The organism is Sporosarcina sp. FSL K6-3457, assembly GCF_038007285.1.
Taxonomy (GTDB): domain Bacteria; phylum Bacillota; class Bacilli; order Bacillales_A; family Planococcaceae; genus Sporosarcina.
In genome coordinates this window covers 3,087,281-3,105,245 of sequence record NZ_JBBOWX010000001.1, presented here as the reverse complement: position 1 = coordinate 3,105,245, position 17,965 = coordinate 3,087,281, and the positions used below count along the sequence as shown (strand labels likewise).

At 42.0% G+C, this 17,965-nt stretch carries 15 protein-coding genes; 12 read left to right on the top strand and 3 right to left on the bottom strand.

The features are described from left to right. Both N1I80_RS15320 and N1I80_RS15315 read right to left on the bottom strand, forming a co-directional pair. The gene (locus N1I80_RS15320) at positions 1-819 is read right to left on the bottom strand and encodes a PRD domain-containing protein (protein WP_340738722.1); all 819 of its coding nucleotides are present in this window, start codon (positions 817-819) and stop codon (positions 1-3) included. A 151-nt stretch (positions 820-970) separates the two neighbouring features. Continuing rightward, positions 971-1,453, bottom strand: coding sequence for a PTS sugar transporter subunit IIA (locus tag N1I80_RS15315; RefSeq protein WP_340738721.1), 483 nt, complete (start codon positions 1,451-1,453; stop codon positions 971-973). Positions 1,454-1,803: 350 nt separating this feature from the next. On the opposite strand from N1I80_RS15315, the gene N1I80_RS15310 reads away from it, so the two are divergent. Beyond that, on the top strand, positions 1,804-2,598 hold the full coding sequence (locus N1I80_RS15310) for a VLRF1 family aeRF1-type release factor (protein ID WP_340738720.1): 795 nt from the start codon (positions 1,804-1,806) through the stop codon (positions 2,596-2,598). A gap of 194 nt (positions 2,599-2,792) precedes the next feature. Then, positions 2,793-4,613, top strand: a complete 1,821-nt coding sequence (locus N1I80_RS15305) for a LysM peptidoglycan-binding domain-containing protein (protein ID WP_340738719.1) — start codon at positions 2,793-2,795, stop codon at positions 4,611-4,613. A 600-nt stretch (positions 4,614-5,213) separates the two neighbouring features. On the opposite strand, the gene ilvB is transcribed toward N1I80_RS15305, so the two are convergent. Continuing rightward, positions 5,214-6,887: a biosynthetic-type acetolactate synthase large subunit gene (gene ilvB / locus N1I80_RS15300; protein ID WP_340738718.1), complete on the bottom strand. Its 1,674-nt coding sequence runs from the start codon at positions 6,885-6,887 to the stop codon at positions 5,214-5,216. Between the two features lie 149 nt (positions 6,888-7,036). On the opposite strand from ilvB, the gene N1I80_RS15295 reads away from it, so the two are divergent. The 10 genes from N1I80_RS15295 (at position 7,037) to helD (ending at position 17,931) form a co-directional block, all read left to right on the top strand. Continuing rightward, complete coding sequence (locus N1I80_RS15295; protein WP_340738717.1) at positions 7,037-7,537, top strand: YhcN/YlaJ family sporulation lipoprotein; 501 nt, start codon at positions 7,037-7,039, stop codon at positions 7,535-7,537. A gap of 230 nt (positions 7,538-7,767) precedes the next feature. Beyond that, complete coding sequence (locus N1I80_RS15290; protein WP_340738716.1) at positions 7,768-7,932, top strand: aspartyl-phosphate phosphatase Spo0E family protein; 165 nt, start codon at positions 7,768-7,770, stop codon at positions 7,930-7,932. 256 nt (positions 7,933-8,188) lie between these two features. Further along, entirely contained in the window at positions 8,189-9,196 is a 1,008-nt protein-coding gene (locus tag N1I80_RS15285; RefSeq protein WP_340738715.1) for an ABC transporter substrate-binding protein, read from the top strand. A gap of 17 nt (positions 9,197-9,213) precedes the next feature. Then, positions 9,214-10,209: an ABC transporter permease gene (locus N1I80_RS15280; protein WP_340738714.1), complete on the top strand. Its 996-nt coding sequence runs from the start codon at positions 9,214-9,216 to the stop codon at positions 10,207-10,209. A 31-nt stretch (positions 10,210-10,240) separates the two neighbouring features. Further along, a complete protein-coding gene (locus N1I80_RS15275; protein WP_340738713.1) occupies positions 10,241-11,038 on the top strand; it encodes an ABC transporter ATP-binding protein in 798 nt (265 codons plus the stop codon). A gap of 192 nt (positions 11,039-11,230) precedes the next feature. Then, complete coding sequence (locus tag N1I80_RS15270) at positions 11,231-12,352, top strand: NAD(P)/FAD-dependent oxidoreductase (protein ID WP_340738712.1); 1,122 nt, start codon at positions 11,231-11,233, stop codon at positions 12,350-12,352. 190 nt (positions 12,353-12,542) lie between these two features. Beyond that, positions 12,543-12,680: a hypothetical protein gene (locus tag N1I80_RS15265; RefSeq protein ID WP_340738711.1), complete on the top strand. Its 138-nt coding sequence runs from the start codon at positions 12,543-12,545 to the stop codon at positions 12,678-12,680. 708 nt (positions 12,681-13,388) lie between these two features. Beyond that, the gene (locus tag N1I80_RS15260; RefSeq protein WP_340738710.1) at positions 13,389-14,483 is read left to right on the top strand and encodes a PfkB family carbohydrate kinase; all 1,095 of its coding nucleotides are present in this window, start codon (positions 13,389-13,391) and stop codon (positions 14,481-14,483) included. Further along, complete coding sequence (locus tag N1I80_RS15255; RefSeq protein ID WP_340738709.1) at positions 14,483-15,394, top strand: pseudouridine-5'-phosphate glycosidase; 912 nt, start codon at positions 14,483-14,485, stop codon at positions 15,392-15,394. Before N1I80_RS15260 ends, N1I80_RS15255 begins: the two co-directional genes overlap by 1 nt. Before the next feature lie 200 nt (positions 15,395-15,594). After that, the gene (gene helD / locus N1I80_RS15250; RefSeq protein ID WP_340738708.1) at positions 15,595-17,931 is read left to right on the top strand and encodes an RNA polymerase recycling motor HelD; all 2,337 of its coding nucleotides are present in this window, start codon (positions 15,595-15,597) and stop codon (positions 17,929-17,931) included. The last annotated feature ends 34 nt before the right edge of the window (positions 17,932-17,965 follow it).

Sequence of the window (17,965 nt, the reverse complement as noted above, 5' to 3'; positions counted from 1 at the left end):
TTACGGCTTACGTAACCGTTCAATATGCAGGGCAATATAGCCTAACTCTTGTTCAGGTAATTCCACTTCATGTTGTGCGACTAATTCCTTTGCAACCTCGACTGCACAAATGTAGGACAGAGGAAACTTCTTTTTAATCATTACTAGCATTTCCTCATCCATTGTGTGCACGCCATAATTATTCATTCTTGTTAAGGTAAAACGGAGATGCGTGATGAGACGATGGTAGGAAATATCATCCTCTTCAATCGTAATTGTTAAATGTTTCTTGATTGATTGAACCATGTCTCGGATAATCGTTGTCTGTCGAACGGTGTCGTGTAAATCACCTCCTTGTGGCTTCATCGTATGGATGTGTAGCGCTATAAAAGCCGCTTCGTCTTCAGGCATTTCAACCTGACATCTTTCTTTTATATGTTGGATTGCCCAAAGACCAATTTCAAATTCTCTCCTATAGAGGATTTTGATTTCATGCAACAGCTTATTATTTAAATGAATGCCATCTCTGACTCTTTCAATGGCAAATGATAGATGGTCCGTTAAGACAATGTGAATATGTTCGTTTAACTTGGTACCCATATGTTTTTCTGCATATGTGATGACTTCCTCAGAGATGGTAAAATGCTCTTCTGGAATTCGACTTAACAACTGCTGAAGCTTGTCGTTCTCTCTCATGACAAATATCTTTTCGATTTTATCGGTATTGATGATATCGTTACGCTTCTTGTTGAAAGCGATACCAGCACCAATCGCAATTTTCTCGCGCTCGTCATCCAAGACGACAACGGCATTATTGTTTAGGATCTTTTTTATTTTCACTGGAATCCACCTCCTTCATTAGTGAATATTTGCTATATTCAACTAGAGGTCTAGTCCTCTAATGACAAATATAAGCCTGCCAACTAGGTATCCAACTTAGTACATTTTAAAACGTGCTAAGTTGGAAGCCCTAATCTTCAGTATAAGTATATTATTTGTTAGAAACCGTCATGACTAACGTTTTTTCTGCCAATCCATTTTTTGTATGCAAACATTGCACAACCTTATCACTACTATTCGTAACAATAATTGGTGTAACGATGCTTGTCGCATGTTCGCGGATATACTCCAAATCGGCTTCAATGAGCGGCTGACCAAGGGAGATTTTATCACCCGTTTCTACCAACACTGTAAAGCCTTTACCTTGTAAAGATACCGTTTCTAATCCGATATGGATTAAAATTTCTGTGCCATTATTTGTACGAAGACCGATAGCGTGTTTCGTATCGGAGATTAAAACGACTGTGCCTTCAACAGGTGCGCGGAAAGTTCCGTCAGTAGGGATGACTGCGACGCCCTCACCCATCATTTTTTGACTAAAGACTGGATCTGGTACTTGATCAAGTGGAATGATTTCTCCATTAACAGGTGCGTAGATTTCTACTTTACGTTTCTTAAATAGGCCTGATAGCATGTTTATTACTCCTTTATAATTGTCAGTGTGAAGATTCAAAGGATCCTATATTCATTCTATTTTACGAATGAAAAGCGCAGGACATAAAAAGGCATGGGGCAACTGGAGAAGGTAAAAAAACCTTCCACTGTTTACCACCATGCCTGTTCGTATCAGTAACATGTGATCCGCTATTGAACTTCTAATTTGATGATAGCACCTAGGCTTTTAAAATGCAATAGGTAAAATAGTGTTTTTAGAATAGTTATTTTTCAGTGCTTGATATTTAATGACTCTCTCTACAATCGGCGTTTTAGAAGTGGTGTATGTGGGCAAGCTTGTATCGTCAAATTGAAGGAGGTACAAGAGCGATGTCAATTAGTAAAGAGCTTCAGACACTCAAAGAGTTTCGGTGTACGGATCGTCGTGTGTTAAGTGCCTATGTGAACACTAATCCAGCTGATCCTGACCAGCTAAAGGGTGCATGGAGAATCCATTTGAAAAGTGGTTTGAAGCGAATTGAAGAGTATATAATAGCTTCCAACGACGAAAGTGAACTGAAAGCTTTTAAGGTAGTGAGGGAGAAAGTAGTGAAGGAAATTGAGGATCATCAGAATGAGTTACACAAAGGAGTCGTGATTTTTGCCTCGGAACATCCGAGTTTGTGGTCAGTTCATTATGTACAAGTGCATGTGCGAACGAGCTTCCATTGGGAGGATCATCCGGTACTAGAGGAGATGGAATATATGTATAAGGCTTATCCAGAGGCGGGAATTGTTTTACCGAGTTTTGGAGAAGTACGTATACTCGATACGGCAATGGGCTTCCTGAATGACGAGCTTATTTACGATTTCGAACCGAATCTTCAGGGATGGGGGGATCGAAAGAAAGTGACTGATGATGATCATCCGGCAATTGGTAGCAGTAAAGTAGATGCTTTGGAGCCTCGATTGAAAGAAAATTTAGGGCGCTTCTATAAAGGAATGGGCGAGATTGTAGAGAAATTGAAGAAAGAACGTGGCTGGAAGGAGATTCATGTAGCTGGTGAAGCAGAGCTAGCCAATGCATTTGCTGAAACTTTACGAGAAAAGCCAGCGAGTTGTATTCACAAAAATTTAAATAATAGTAAGCCTTACGAGGTGCTCCATCAAATTTTTGAAAAATAGCCGTGTTCTAAAAGAACTAACTTACTCATTTTATATGAGAGGGTTAGTTTTTTCTTTTTAGGCGGACGTAGTGAAAGTGTCTTGATGAATTCATTCAATGAGGTAGAACACCCCGCCCGCTAGCCGAATAACATAGCTATGGGTAGAGAAATGGGCTATGGTTTTATCTATTTAGAAGAAGGGATGTGTGAGTGATGCAAATTTTTTATACAGTTCGCCAGGGCGATACGTTGAATCATATTGCTGGACGATGGGAGCTCCCGGTAAAAACACTGATTGCAGCGAATAATTTGACTCCTCCGTATGCACTTTCTATAGGTCAACAATTATCAATACCGCCTGGCGTCGATTTGTATCGTGTCCAGTCAGGCGATTCTGTGTATCGGATTTCCCAACATTATGGTGTGCCAGTTGCCGTAATTGCCGAAGTAAATCAGCTAATGCCGCCCTATATTCTCCATGTCGGTCAATTGTTGAAAATTCCGCCCGGTGTACCTTATTATATTGTGCAATCGGGGGATACATTGAATGATATTGCTCGTCGCTACAATGTGACACGGGCAGGTCGAAGTGATCCCGAGTTGATTCGGAAGGTGAATGAATTGCCCTCATCAACGATTCAAGTGGGGATGAAGTTGAGTATTCCTTATGCTTTTGCAGGTGATTATGGTTTTATAGCTTATACATCCAATCGTGGTGGCCAATTTGATATTTGGATATTGAATTTGCGAACTGGTGAGCAAAAGCAGCTGACAAATGGTATAGGAGATGCTTTATCACAACCGATTTGGTCTCCGGATAGCACTAGAATCGCATTTGTAGGGGAAAATAGGGTGCTCTATGTCATTTACACCACGACTGGACTCATCGCGGGGGTCGATCAGTTGGATGAAGGCGGAGATTTTAGCCTGGATTGGTCTCCGGATAGCTCGAGTGTGGCGTATACAGCCCGTGGCAATATTATGTTGTATAATGCTACATTACATGCGGCGAAAACGATTGTACAGCCTCGTGCAACTGACGTGAACTGGTTTCCAACGGGTACGGAATTGCTATTTCAAGCGCCCGATGATGCCGGCACAAGTCAGCTATTTAGGATTGCAATAGACGGTACAAATAGGCGGAAAATTACTCGAAATACCGAAGGGCCTCTCCACGATGTTCGTCTATCACCCGATGGAACATTTGCTTTGTATACAACGCCAGGTGCCAGTATTTCAATGATTAACACAGTAGAGCTTGCAACAGGACGTGTGTTTGCTATAAAGGGAGGTCCACTGGCCAAAAATTATGACCCGACTTGGTCGCCAGATTCATTACGGATTGCTTATAGTGCAACGGCTTTTGATGATAGGGGTTATTTCTCGCAACTGAGAACGGTCGAACGACAGGGAGAGAATGATCAAATTTGGGCAATTTCAACTTGCTTTTCTACACCTGTGACCTGGTCTTCGGACGGCGCAATCATCTCGTATCTATCTGGATGTCAGGAGCAGCAAGCTGCCGATGAAATGTGGGTTATCGATCTACGTCACCCTGCTCCTGTTCAGCTTTTGGAGGGTGAGACGATAATTGCGTTACAATGGTCGCCGAAACCCATTATGGATTTAGTGCAACAGGAGTTTACCAGTGAGGTTTTTGGTGTCAATTTTCAATACCCGGCGACATGGCAACGGGTCAATGATGTGCGGTATGAAGGTGATGATGGATATTTTCAAATATCAGCCCTTTTTGGCTCGGAAAATATGGACGAAGTCTGTCATGCGGAAGCTTTCCAACAATCGATGCCTTACGGTTCGGCCCCTCGTATGATACATTCGCAAAATTCATATGAGCAGACATGCATGATCTTGCCATCCGCTGATCAACCGGCTAATCGACAAGGTCTGGCAGTCTATATTGCGGCCTACCCAAGTCCAATGACAATTGATGGGGTGAATTATAATTACTTTATCCTTTGGGCAGATAAGGAGCATATTGAGGATATAGCGGCAACAGTCTTATTTTTACCATAAGGAAAAAGCGTGCTCCTTTACGAAGGACCACGCTTTTTTCATTCCCCAATTAAGGGGTGCACTCGGAAAATTTGATTGTTTTTTCAATTACACAAACTGTTCTGTTCGACGATCATTTCGTACTCGTCAGTGCAGTTTGATAGGGCTGATCTGCGAAGCCACATGGGCTGGGTCGTCACAATTTGTGAGGCGTGATCGTTTCCTGATGCAGTCAGTATTCAAGTTGCACTTTCACAAAAAACTTACTTTTTACTGCTAGGTATAACACTTGTTGCTTAACTGAAGTAATAGTTAACAACTTACTGTCCAACCAAATTATTCGGCTTACCACTTCGTAGTTACTAACTCGGTAATTAACTCAAGTTCATAGTTAATAACTAGGTGAAAGGAATCCATAACGATACGATTCCTGACGAGTGTACCTTTGCTAGCAAAACAAATTTTCCGCCAAGGCTGTGCAGTTCATCCGAAAAGTTGGTTTGTAGGTAGCTCGTCTACAAGTCTACATCTTCGGTTGTTTCACCTTGTAATCTTTATATACCCGAATGGAAAAAAGGTAAACCACTAATTTAAAAAAATATTGTTATAAGCTGTTCGCAATTATTCCTCAATCATCTCTTCATTGCTTGCACCAGGGGGAACGATAGGGTAGACATTGGCTTCTTCAGTTACTTCGAATTCCATAATAACCGGGCCATCGATGGACAGTGCCATTTCAATAATTGCTTGTGCTTCGTTTGGTGTACGAGCGGACAAGCCATGTGCACCGAATGTTTTAGCAAGGGCGGCAAAATCAGGCGAACTGATCTGCACTGCTGAATATCTATTATTGAGAAATAGCTGTTGCCACTGTCTGACCATGCCAAGATAGCCGTTTTTCAGGATAGCTACTTTGACATTTAAGCCAAGGTCAACTGCTGTCATGATTTCTTGTACATTCATTTGGAAGCTACCGTCTCCACTAATACATATGACTTGCCTGTCTGGGAAGGCCGCAGCAGCGCCGATTGCAGCAGGGAAGCCATAGCCCATCGTCCCGAGTCCACCCGATGTTAAAAATGAGCGTGGCATCCCAAATTGATAATGATGCGCCGTCCAAATTTGGTGCTGGCCAACGTCAGTCGAAATAATGGTATCGCTATTCGTTACGTTATCAATACAGCGAATGACTTCTTGGGGAGTCAATTGCCCATCATTTGAAGGCTTGAATGCCGGCGCATGTTTGGCCCATATGCTAATTTTTTCATGCCAAGCACTATGATTCAACTCAGGTATCCGGTCCAGTATCCCAAGTAGTGCTTGTTCGACAGAACCTTGAAGAGCAATATCAATGCCGATATTTTTATTTAACTCGGCATTGTCGATATCGATTTGTATTTTAAAAGAGTTCGGGGAGAATGCTTTGCGATTTCCCGAGACCCTATCACTGAAGCGTACACCAAGACAAATCACGACATCCGCTGCTTGTATCGCACGGTTCGCCGCAACGGTTCCGTGCATGCCGAGCATTCCAAGATGGAGGGGATGTGCAGATGGAAAAGCACCGATTCCCATTAAAGTGGCCACGACGGGAAAGTTGCAACGGCTAATGAGTTCTTGGAGTAAGACAGGGCTTTCCCCTGCGATACAACCTCCACCTACTAGCAGAACTGGCTGTTTTGCTGTAGCCAATCGCTTTGTTATTTCATCGAGTTTAGATTCATTTATTGGTGAATCTGGATGATAACCTTCTATATAAATTGGTTGTTGAACGGTGCTGTCATAAGGTGATTCTAGTAATGCTGTCATAATATCTTTCGGCAAATCAATCAGTACGGGACCTGGTCGTCCTGTTGTTGCGATATGAAAGGCTTCCCTTACGATACGAGGCAGCTCGGCTAGATCCGTCACAATATAATTTTGTTTTGTGACAGACATCGTCATGCCGAAAATATCGACTTCTTGAAAGCTATCCAAACCAAGTAGATGTGTTGGAACTTGACCTGTCAGAACGATGAGTGGAACGGAATCCATATAGGCAGTTGCAATCCCTGTAATGGTATTCGTTGCACCTGGTCCACTTGTTACCAAGGTTACACCTGGCTTGCCTGTCGCCCGAGCATAGCCATCTGCAGCATGGGCCGCCGCTTGTTCGTGTCGCACAAGTACATGCCGGATGTTATCACAATCAAATAATGCATCATAGATTGGTAGGACAGCACCTCCTGGGTAGCCAAAAATCGTGTCGACCTTTTGCTCAAGTAATAGTTGAATTAACAGTTCAGCTCCATACATAACAATCACTCCATCTGCTTTTTTAGATGATTAGAACTTTATCAGAACATTCCGAACTAGTTTGTGATTTAAATCACATTCTTTGATTTGCATAAAAAAATGAAAATCGTCCATTCTATATATGAAAATAAAATAGAGGAGGTTATCTGTTGAAAAAAATTTCAATCATTGCTGCAGCCTTGTTCCTTATTGTGTCGTTAATGGGTTGTGGTATGAATAAAACAAAAGATAATGCTGCAGGCGACAAAGTGGAAGATAAGGTGACGGACCAAACAGAATCGGATATGACTACAAACGATGACGTTGTCAATAAGGAAGGAAATCGACTAGAGGTGGCGGATGAAGCTGCAGATCATATTGTGAAAATGGAAGAAGTAGAAAGTGCAAACGTCATTGTTACAGACCATAACGCTTATGTCGCAGTTGTCTTACATGAAGGGGTAGAAGGGACAAAACAAATCGAGGACAAAATTGCTGAGGAAGTTAGAGCTGCTAACAAGGATTTTAACAATGTCTACGTGTCGATGAATCCAGATTTTGTTCAACAAACAACCGATTATGGAAATAAAATAAGAGCAGGGGAACCAGTAGAGGGGTTTTTCGAGGAGTTTTCGGATATGGTAAGAAGAGTTTTTCCAGATGCGCATTAAAAGTGCAACCTAAACATTGGAATTGCAAGGAGGTATTTGTGAGAAGTCAACATTTTTCACTCCTTATTCCCGAATAAATGAGCTAATTACGACAAATTTGTGACAAATCAATTCCCTTCCAATAATCGACAACTTTTGCAACTTAGTTGTTGTACGATAAGCAAGTTGCTTCTGAACAAAAAGGACTCACAACTAGATTGAAGTCGAATAAAGTATATGGAGGAAGAGTTGTGAAAATCGATTTGAAGAAAAAAGTATTGTCAATGCGAATACATCATAAAAGAAAAATGATGTATGTGATGGCCGAACAATTTGGCTTTACCCATCCGGAAGTTGTTGCACACAGCCAAGACTTAGATGTTTTACTAAATAGATATCAAAAAATTGTATCGTAAGCAGAAAGATGACTAACCAAAGCGACTAGCCTCACTATGAAAGAGGCTAGTCGTTTTTTATTGCACATCTATAATTATACGTTAGAATGGATAGTTATAGATGTGTGATAAAATAGAAAATGTAAGCGCTTTAATTTTCTAAACATTTTAAATAGTGGTTGACTAGTATAGGTGAACAGTGTACTATTACGGATAATTATTGCTGCAAAATAACTAGAGATAAAGCGAGCAATAAAGAAAAAAGGGGGAAAATGGCATGAAGAGTAGTTGGTTAAAAAGTGCAGTGGCACTATTGAGTGTCGTATTCATCCTTGCTGCATGTGGCGGTGGCGGAACAGATAAAGCAGCCGATGCACCAAATGATGATAATAAAGGGACAGCAACTGAAAAATATAAAGTCGGCGTGACACAAATTGTTGAACATCCTTCTTTAAATGCAGCATATGACGGTTTTAAAAAGGCATTGGAAGATGCCGGTTTAGATGTGGAATATGATGTGCAAAATGCACAAAATGACAATAGTGTCAATAATACGATTGCCAATAACCTTGTTGGTTCTGGTGTCGACCTAATTTTCGCAAATTCTACGCCAAGTGCGCAAGCAGTTTTGGCTGTGACACAAGAAATACCAATTGTTTTTACATCGGTTACGGATGCAGTAAGTGCTGAATTAGTTGCATCAATGGAAAGCCCAGGAGGCAATGTAACAGGTACGATTGATAATCATCCTGAAGCGATTCCAGCAACAATGAAGTTCATCAAAGAAGAGTTAGGTGCAAAAAATGTTGGGATGGTCTTCAATTCAGGAGAACAAAACTCACGTTCTCAGGTAGATGCAGTGAAAGCGATTCTAGAAGAGATGGATATGAATGTTGTGGAAGCATCTGTTGCAACGTCCGCGGATGTGAAGCAAGCTACTGAATCACTGATTGGTAAAGTGGATGCATTCTACATCATTACGGATAATACAGTCGTATCAGCACTTGAATCGGTTGTAGATGTCGCAAATGCCAATAAGATTCCACTGTTAGTCGGTGAATTCGACTCTGTAAAACGTGGCGGTTTAGGTGCATATGGATTTGAATATTACGATATCGGTTATGAAGCAGGTCAAATGGCTGTTAAAATCTTAACAGGTGAAAGCAAGCCAGCTGATCTACCTGTTCAAATACCACAAAATTTGAGATTTGTGATGAATCAAGCAACAGCTGATGTACTGGGTCTTGATATTAAAGATGAATGGAACGCAGAATTTACTGAATAAATAGGAGATGATTTTGTATGTTTGCAGCTGTTTTTGGCTCAGTTGAACTAGGAATCATCTATGCAATAATGGCACTCGGAGTGTATATTACATTCCGAGTGTTGGATTTTCCGGACTTAACGGTGGATGGAAGTTTTGTAACAGGAGCGGCAGTTGCGGCCACAATGATTTTCTTTGGCTATCACCCGCTACTTGCCACAGCAGTTGCAATTGTGATTGGTTTTGTTGCAGGTTGTATAACGGGTCTTTTACATACAAAAGGTAAAATTAATCCACTGTTAGCTGGAATATTGATGATGATTGCCTTGTACTCAATTAACTTAAGAATTATGGGTTTGACATCGGAAAGTTCGGTTGGACGTCCTAATATTCCTTTATTAAATGCGGAAACGCTATTTAGTAAGTTTAATGCATTTTGGAGTACGCTTGGTATTGACGATGCAATTAATCAGTTTTTTAGCATGTTGGGCGTTCAATACTTGCCTTCTACGTGGGGAACATTTTTTTTAATGCTAGTTGTAACTTTACTCATTAAATTTGTGGTCGATTGGTTTTTACAAACGGAAATTGGTCTTGCTATACGCGCAACGGGTAACAACAAAAAAATGATTCGAAGTTTTTCAGCGAATACAGATACACTTGTCATCCTTGGACTAGGTCTATCTAATGGTCTGGTGGCTTTTTCCGGCGCTTTAATTGCCCAGTACTCGAAGTTTTCGGATATTGGTATGGGGATTGGGATGATTATTATCGGATTAGCTTCCGTTATTATTGGGGAAGCCATTTTTGGTACAAAAACAATTATGCGCACAACGATAGCAGTTGTTGCGGGTGCAATTATTTATAGAATTGTATTAGGTCTTGCACTTCGATTTGATTTTCTCGATACGGGAGATATGAAATTGATTACTGCGGTAATTGTCGTTCTTGCCTTGATCGTACCGCAATTCATTGAAAAGAAACGTGAGAAAAACAGAAAAGCAAGGCGACATGCCGCGCGAATAGCGAGTTAATATCCTAAGCTGCAGAAGGAGGGCGATTTAATTGTTGAAACTCCAACAAATCAATAAAGTATTCAATGAGGCAACGCCTGATGAAAAAATTGCACTCGATCAAATCAATTTACATTTGAAACCTGGCGATTTTGTGACTGTCATTGGCAGTAACGGTGCAGGCAAATCGACGATGATGAATATGATTTCAGGAGCGCTGACACCGGATTTTGGTACTATTGAAATCGACGGAGAAGACGTTGTGAAACTGCCAGAATATAAGCGATCTATCAAGATTGGACGGGTCTTTCAGGATCCGATGGCGGGGACTGCTCCGGCGATGACCATTGAAGAAAACTTGGCAATGGCCTATTCTCGCAATAAAAAGCGTGGATTACGCAAAGGTGTCGATAAGAAGCGTCGAGAGTATTTCCGCACATCTCTTGAAACGTTGCACTTGAATTTAGAAAATCGAATGAATGCGAAAGTCGGTATGCTGTCAGGTGGAGAACGTCAAGCACTTTCTTTGCTCATGGCAACATTTACGCAACCGTCTATTTTACTGCTTGATGAACATACAGCTGCCCTTGATCCATCAAGAGCGGCATTGATTACGGATTTAACAAAGCAACTCGTTGACAAGGATCAATTGACGACGCTAATGGTTACGCATAATATGCAGCAGGCCATGGATTTGGGTAACCGGCTCATTATGATGGATAAGGGCCAAATCATTTTAGAAGTCGAGGCTGAAGAAAAGAAGAAGCTGACGATTGAAAAGCTAATGGCTGAATTCCAACGTATTCGCGGTGAGAAACTAAATAGTGACGCGGCTCTATTATCCGTATGATAGGAAAAGGCATGACTTGTTGTGTAGTTGACAATGGGTTATGTCTTTTTTGTTGGAGAGGATAGTTAGGAAAATCGAGTTTGTAGAAAAGGTAGTTCAGTTTGCCGAATTCATCATCTGGTTCTATGAATGCAATGCTTACTTGGGAACTGATATAATAAGGAAAGATTTTATAGAAAAAAGGTGTTTATGATGAGTAAATATATTATTATCGGTGCTGGCATTTTAGGTGCGTCGACGGCATATCATTTGGCAAAAGCGGGTGCGGATGTAACCGTTGTTGACCGCAAAGACGCAGGGCAGGCAACGGATGCGGCGGCTGGAATTATTTGTCCATGGTTGTCCCAACGGAGAAATAAAGCGTGGTATGCCCTTGCCAAGGGTGGTGCAGCGTATTATAAATCACTTATTAGGCAGCTTGAAGAGGATGGGGAAACTGACACAGGATATCGATCGGTTGGTGCTGTTAGCTTGCAGACGGATACAGTTAAACTCGATAAAATGGTTGAACGTGCGATGGCGAGACGAGAGGATGCACCTGAAATCGGTGATATTCGTCAATTGAATGCGGTGGATACATCATCTTTATTCCCTCCGCTATTACCAGATTATGCGTCTGTCCACGTAAGTGGCGCGGCGCGTGTGAATGGACGTGCCTTGCGTGATGCGCTTAATCGAGCAGCTAAAAAACATGGAGCAAAATTTATTAATGGCTCCGGCACGCTTATAGCCACAAATAATCGTGTGATGGGTGTTCAAGTAGGCAATCAGTCGTTTAGTGCAGATTCAGTCTTAGTAACAGCGGGTGCGTGGGCAGCTGAATTACTAGCGCCACTCGGAATTCAGCTACAAGTGAATGGCCAAAAGGCACAAATTGTCCATCTGCAACTGGATTATACGCAAACTGATGAATGGCCAGTTGTTATGCCGCCGACGGATCAATATATTCTGGCGTTTGACGAGGGGGAAGTTGTTATTGGAGCCACACATGAAGATGATGTTCAATTTGATCAGCGCGTAACGGCAGGTGGCTTGCGTGAAGTGTTGGATAAAGCACTGGCAGTAGCACCTGGCTTAGCCGATGCTACTTTTACTGAAGCGCGTGTTGGCTATCGTCCATTTACACCTGGATTTCTACCGATTATTGGGGAAGTACCAGGAGTGCAAGGTTTGCTACTTGCGAATGGGCTGGGGGCTTCTGGTTTAACGGTTGGACCATTCCTAGGACAGCAGCTGGCACAACTTGCGTTAGGCGAACGGGTTGATATTGATCTGGAATTGTATGATGTTGCGGGAGCTATTACGACTAGTTAACGAATTGGTGAGTCCTTCTCGATGAAATTAGTTTTATTGAGTGAACAAACGGAAATGCTTATACAATCACGTTTATGTAAGCAATGAGATAATTATTTGTATTTTCAGAACAATAGTTCATTTTTATAAAGAGTATCCTTTCCATTTTCGGTACATAAGCTATGTGGAAGTTGAAGAATGGGGGATATGAATGATGGACTTAGTGAACTTATATGCGATTATGGATGACTATCGTAGGCAGACGCAGCAACGCAGAATGACAAGTGGAGAAAAGCGGACACTGTCACTGAAGAAAGAAGAACAACGACTGAACGGACAAAAGTCCTGACAGTCGTTTTTTAATAGCTTAGGAAATAATAAAATTCTCGTACTGTGGATAAGTCGGAATAGGGTTATTTCTCGTCTAGGCTCCAACGCCTAGCCCCTCGAGTCGCTTCGGTCTTGCTAGTAAAGTAAAGGGCGCCTTTACTTTCAAGCCCTCCAGCGCTTGTCGGGGCTGAACAGGCGCTTGCGCTTTTGTTCATTCAATATTGCTTAATGTGAAGAACAGATAGCGAGGATTTTTTGTTTGGTAGTCTGTAAATGGGGAATTAAAAGAAAGCCGGGGTTCGTATCGTGAAAATTATTTTATTGAAAATAGAGATATTGTCAGAAAGTTGGTGAATAAAATACAGCTGAAAAAGCTGGTGCAATTGACAACAGGCATATAACTAAAGTGATTTACACATACTATTTAAATGATATTTAACAGTCTAAATTAAAATTAATAATTTTTCTTCTTGCATAAAACTAAACAATTGTTTATAATGTAAACAAGAGTTCAGATTGATTCAGCAGAAATCCCCTGCTGAATCAATCTGAGCCTCCGGCGGATGTCACAAATTTTGAAAGGAAGGCAGTCTAAGTTTGCGACTTCCTGTCGCAACAAGGAAGGATGTAATTCAATCCTTCCCCACTGCATACCCGCATCCTGCGGGTACAATTCAAAATTTGGACGCAATTACGCCGAGGCGTAATTGAGAAAGGGGTGGTGGTATTGAATGACAAGGAAGCGGCGATTGTTATGCTTCTGCGAAAAAATCCATTTTTGACCCAGCAGGACATGGCGGATCAGTTGGAGATGTCACGGCCTGCCCTAGCCAATCTTATATCTGGATTGACGAAACGTGGCGTTATCACAGGGCGTGCTTATATTTTAGCTGAAGATAATGAAGTAGTTTGTATCGGCGGAGCGAACGTCGATCGGAAGTTTCATTTGAAGGACGCTACACAATTAGGTACGTCGAATCCTACTGCGATGTCTGTAGCAGTAGGAGGAGTTGCGCGTAATATTGCAGATAATCTTGGGCGCCTCAATCATTCTGTTCGATTATTGACGGTTGCAGGTAATGATGCGGATTGGCAATTGATTGAACAAGAATCTGGAGACTATATGGATGTAAAGGCGGTTGGGTTACTGCCAGGCCATTCTACAGGATCTTATTCCGCGGTACTTAGTACAGATGGCGAATTGGTTGTTGCGATGGCGAATATGGATGTCTATGAAGCGTTGTCGGTGGATTATATCGAAAGTAATGATCGATTGATTGCTAATGCAGCATTAGCAGTAATGGATTTGAATTGTCCGAAAGAAACGGTTGAATTTGTGAAAAGTCGTGCAATCTTACATGGTACAGGCTTAGTGATTGTACCTGTATCCTCGCCGAAAATGACGCGGATGCCGGATAACTTGGAAGGTGTTACTTGGTTTATCTGTAATCAGGATGAAGCTGAAACCTACACAGGGCAGTCCATTCAGAATGATACAGATTGGGAAAGTGCTGTGCAAAAATTGTTCGAAGCAGGTGCTGAGAACGTTGTCGTAACAGCTGGTTCGAAGGGTGTTATGGCAGGAAAACGTGGCGGGGAAGTCAAACGTTATGCAGCAATGAATGGTGTATCAGTGGAAGATGTTACTGGAGCAGGTGATGCATTTGTGTCAGGTGTCTTACATGGACATTTGGAGGGCATGGACACGGCAGAAGCAATACGTTGCGGGCTAGTCAATGCTGCCAAAACACTTGAATCATCCTATACAGTACGACCAGAATTAACAAAAGAGCAGCTCACAATCGAATTGGAGGAATACTAATGGAAAAATATCTATCTTACTCAGCAGAAGTACAGGAAGCAATGGCACAAGGGAAGCCGGTTGTCGCACTTGAATCGACAATCATTTCACACGGTATGCCATACCCACAAAACGTTAAAACAGCGCGTGAAGTGGAACAAATTATTCGTGACAATGGTGCAGTACCTGCAACGACAGCTATCATCGACGGGAAAATTAAAATCGGTCTTTCGGATGAAGAACTTGAGGTTTTTGGCAATAGCCAGGGTGTCGCAAAAGTTTCGCGCCGTGACATAGGCTCTATAGTCGCTACGAAACAATTGGGTGCAACAACGGTTGCGGCTACGATGATCATTGCTGAACTTGCAGGCATCGATATTTTCGTAACAGGCGGTATCGGTGGTGTTCACCGTGGTGCAGAAACAACGATGGATATTTCTGCTGACCTTGACGAGCTTGCACAAACAAATGTTGCAGTCGTCTGTGCGGGTGCAAAATCAATTCTCGATATCGGACTTACGCTTGAATACTTGGAAACAAAAGGTGTGCCGGTTGTCGGCTATGGAACAGATAGAATGCCAGCATTCTATACGCCATCAAGTGAATTTGAATTGAATTTACGTGCAGATGATGCTGAAACAGTTGCGAGTATGCTACGTGCGAAATGGGATCTTGGCTTACAAGGTGGCGCTGTAATTGCCAACCCAATTCCAGAAGCAGATGCAATGGAAGAAAGCTTCATCAATGGCATTATTAAAACAGCACTAGACGAAGCGAATGCAAACGGCATTGCTGGTAAGGATGTAACACCATTTATGCTTGGTAAAGTGAAGGAATTGACAGATGGTACGAGCTTGGACGCTAATATTGCTTTAGTGAAAAATAATGCTGTAATCGGCGCGCAAATCGCAGTAGCATTAAATAAAAAGTGAAACAAAAAGAAATCCTCGTTCTTCAATTGAAGAACGAGGATTTCTTTTTGTTTGCGTGAAATACATTGATAAAGATGAAAAACTATGGTAAATTAATATAGAAACTCTACTATAATGCATTAGTATATAATTAACCTAATTATATTATATACTATGAAATCTTTTTAGTCAACCCTTATATTATTAAAGGAGTGTTTTGTATGAATATGGAAATTAGAAAAGAACAAGAGCGAGTCGACGGCGTCATGGAAATCATCACGGAGCAGATAGGCAAGCTGGAGGATGAAACGGGGCGTCGTCGTAAAGAAGTGGTTGACTTCCGAAAACATTTTTGGGATGACGTTAAGGTGAATACAGATACTTTCGATGATTATCTGGAAACGATTATTGGATTGAGGCAACAGAGTCAAACGTTAGCCGTAAATGAAAGTACTCACAGGCAAGCTTCCAAGCGCTTATCAGAGCTACGTCGCATGCAGCAGGTACCTTATTTTGGGCGGATCGATGTGCTTGAAGAAGGTACTTCTACCGTGGAACGCATTTACATTGGTGTCTCAACGCTCATGGATGAAAGCGGAGAGGACTTCCTCATCTATGACTGGCGTGCGCCTATCTCGAGCGTCTACTATGATTACGGGCCGGGTCAGGTTGAATACACGACGCCTGGAGGAGTGATCCACGGGGTGTTGGAGAAGAAGTGGCAATATATGATCAGTGGCGGCATGATTGAATCTATGTTCGACACGAGCCTCACCATCGGGGATGAGATTTTACAACAAGTACTCGGCAAAGGCACAGACAAGCATTTGAACAGCATAGTGGCTACCATTCAACAGGAGCAAAATCGAATTATCCGGCACGACCAGGGGCGTCTACTTATTGTTCAAGGAGTAGCTGGCAGTGGCAAAACATCAGCTGCTCTTCAACGGATAGCTTATTTACTTTACAAGTATCGGGATAGACTGAAGGCCGATCAAATCATACTATTTTCGCCTAACGCGATGTTTAACAGCTATGTATCCACGGTGTTGCCTGAGCTTGGAGAGGAGAATATGCAACAGGTCACATTCCAGGAGTACTTGAATCATCGGCTAAGTGACGCATTTCAAGTTGAGACTGCTTATGAGCAATTAGAGTTTGTATTGACCGCCTCGGAAGATCCTTCTTATGAAATTAGGGTTGCGAGCATTCAATACAAGGCGTCGCCTCGTTTTTTTGAGGCAATTCAATCATACAGGCAGTCGCTGGAATCATCCGGCATGATCTTTAGGGGAATTAAGTTTAGGGGGAAATCGATCGTCTCTGCTGAACAAATGACGGAAAACTTTTATAGTGAAGAGACTTCGATTCGCTTTCATAACAGGGTTGAGAAGCTAACAGAGTGGCTGAACGATCGAGTTGAAGAAGTAGAGAAACGCGAACTAACTAAGCAATGGGTGCAGGAAGAAATTGAGCTTCTTAGTGATGAAGATTATCGAAGGGTTCATAGTCGCTTGAAGAAAAAACGAAACTTTAAGGAAGGGGAATTTGACAATTATGAGGATGAGATTAAAGTGCTTAGCCGATTAATTGTTCGCAAGAAGTTGAAACCATTGCGCAAGCGGATTCAGGCGCTTCGCTTTATTGACATGAAGGGGATATACAAGCAGCTTTTCTCCGATTCGATGCAGATTAAGCCGTGGATGGAGGGGGATACGCCTGAGAAGTGGAAAGAGATTTGTCTGTTGTCCGTAAAAATGCTTGATGAAGGTAAGTTGTTTTATGAAGATGCTACTCCATTTTTACTGTTGAAAGAGCTAATTCAAGGTTTTCAGATGAACAGTTCCATCAAACATGTACTGGTAGATGAAGCACAGGATTATTCTACCTTCCAATTTGAGTTTTTGAAGCGGTTATTTCCAGCGGCAAAGATGACTGTGCTAGGTGACTTTAATCAGGCGATATTTGCGCATGCTAGCGAGGCAGCCGATTTCAACACACTTACTGGCTTATATGGACCAGACAAAACGGAAGCAATCACCTTGACCCGTAGCTACAGATCGACAAAACCAATTGTTGAATTTACACGTGGACTCGTGCCTAACGGTGAACAAATTACAGCTTTTGAACGTGATGGCGCTAAGCCTATTCTGACGCAAGTGTCTAATCGGCTCGAATTACATCACAGTATTGCTACCAACATTTCAGACTTGCAGAGGCAGGGGTACAATACGGTTGCGATTATATGTAAATCGGCCGCTGAGAGCGCTACGGCATACGATGCCCTAAGTAATCAGGAAGAAATTAAATTGGTGAAAAGTGGTTCCATTGAATACGAGCAGGGCGTCGTCGTGATACCGGCGTATTTAGCGAAAGGAATTGAATTCGACGCTGTTATCATTTATGACGCATCGGCACAAGTATACAGCGATGAAAGCCTGCGTAGATTGTTCTATACGGCTTGTACGCGAGCTATGCATCATTTGCAGTTGTATAGTGTAGGAGAACCGAGTCCCTTTTTGTTCAATATTGCGTCAGGGAGTTTACTGAAGAGTTAAAGGCTTAGGTGCCTGACCACCGGTGCAAAGAAAA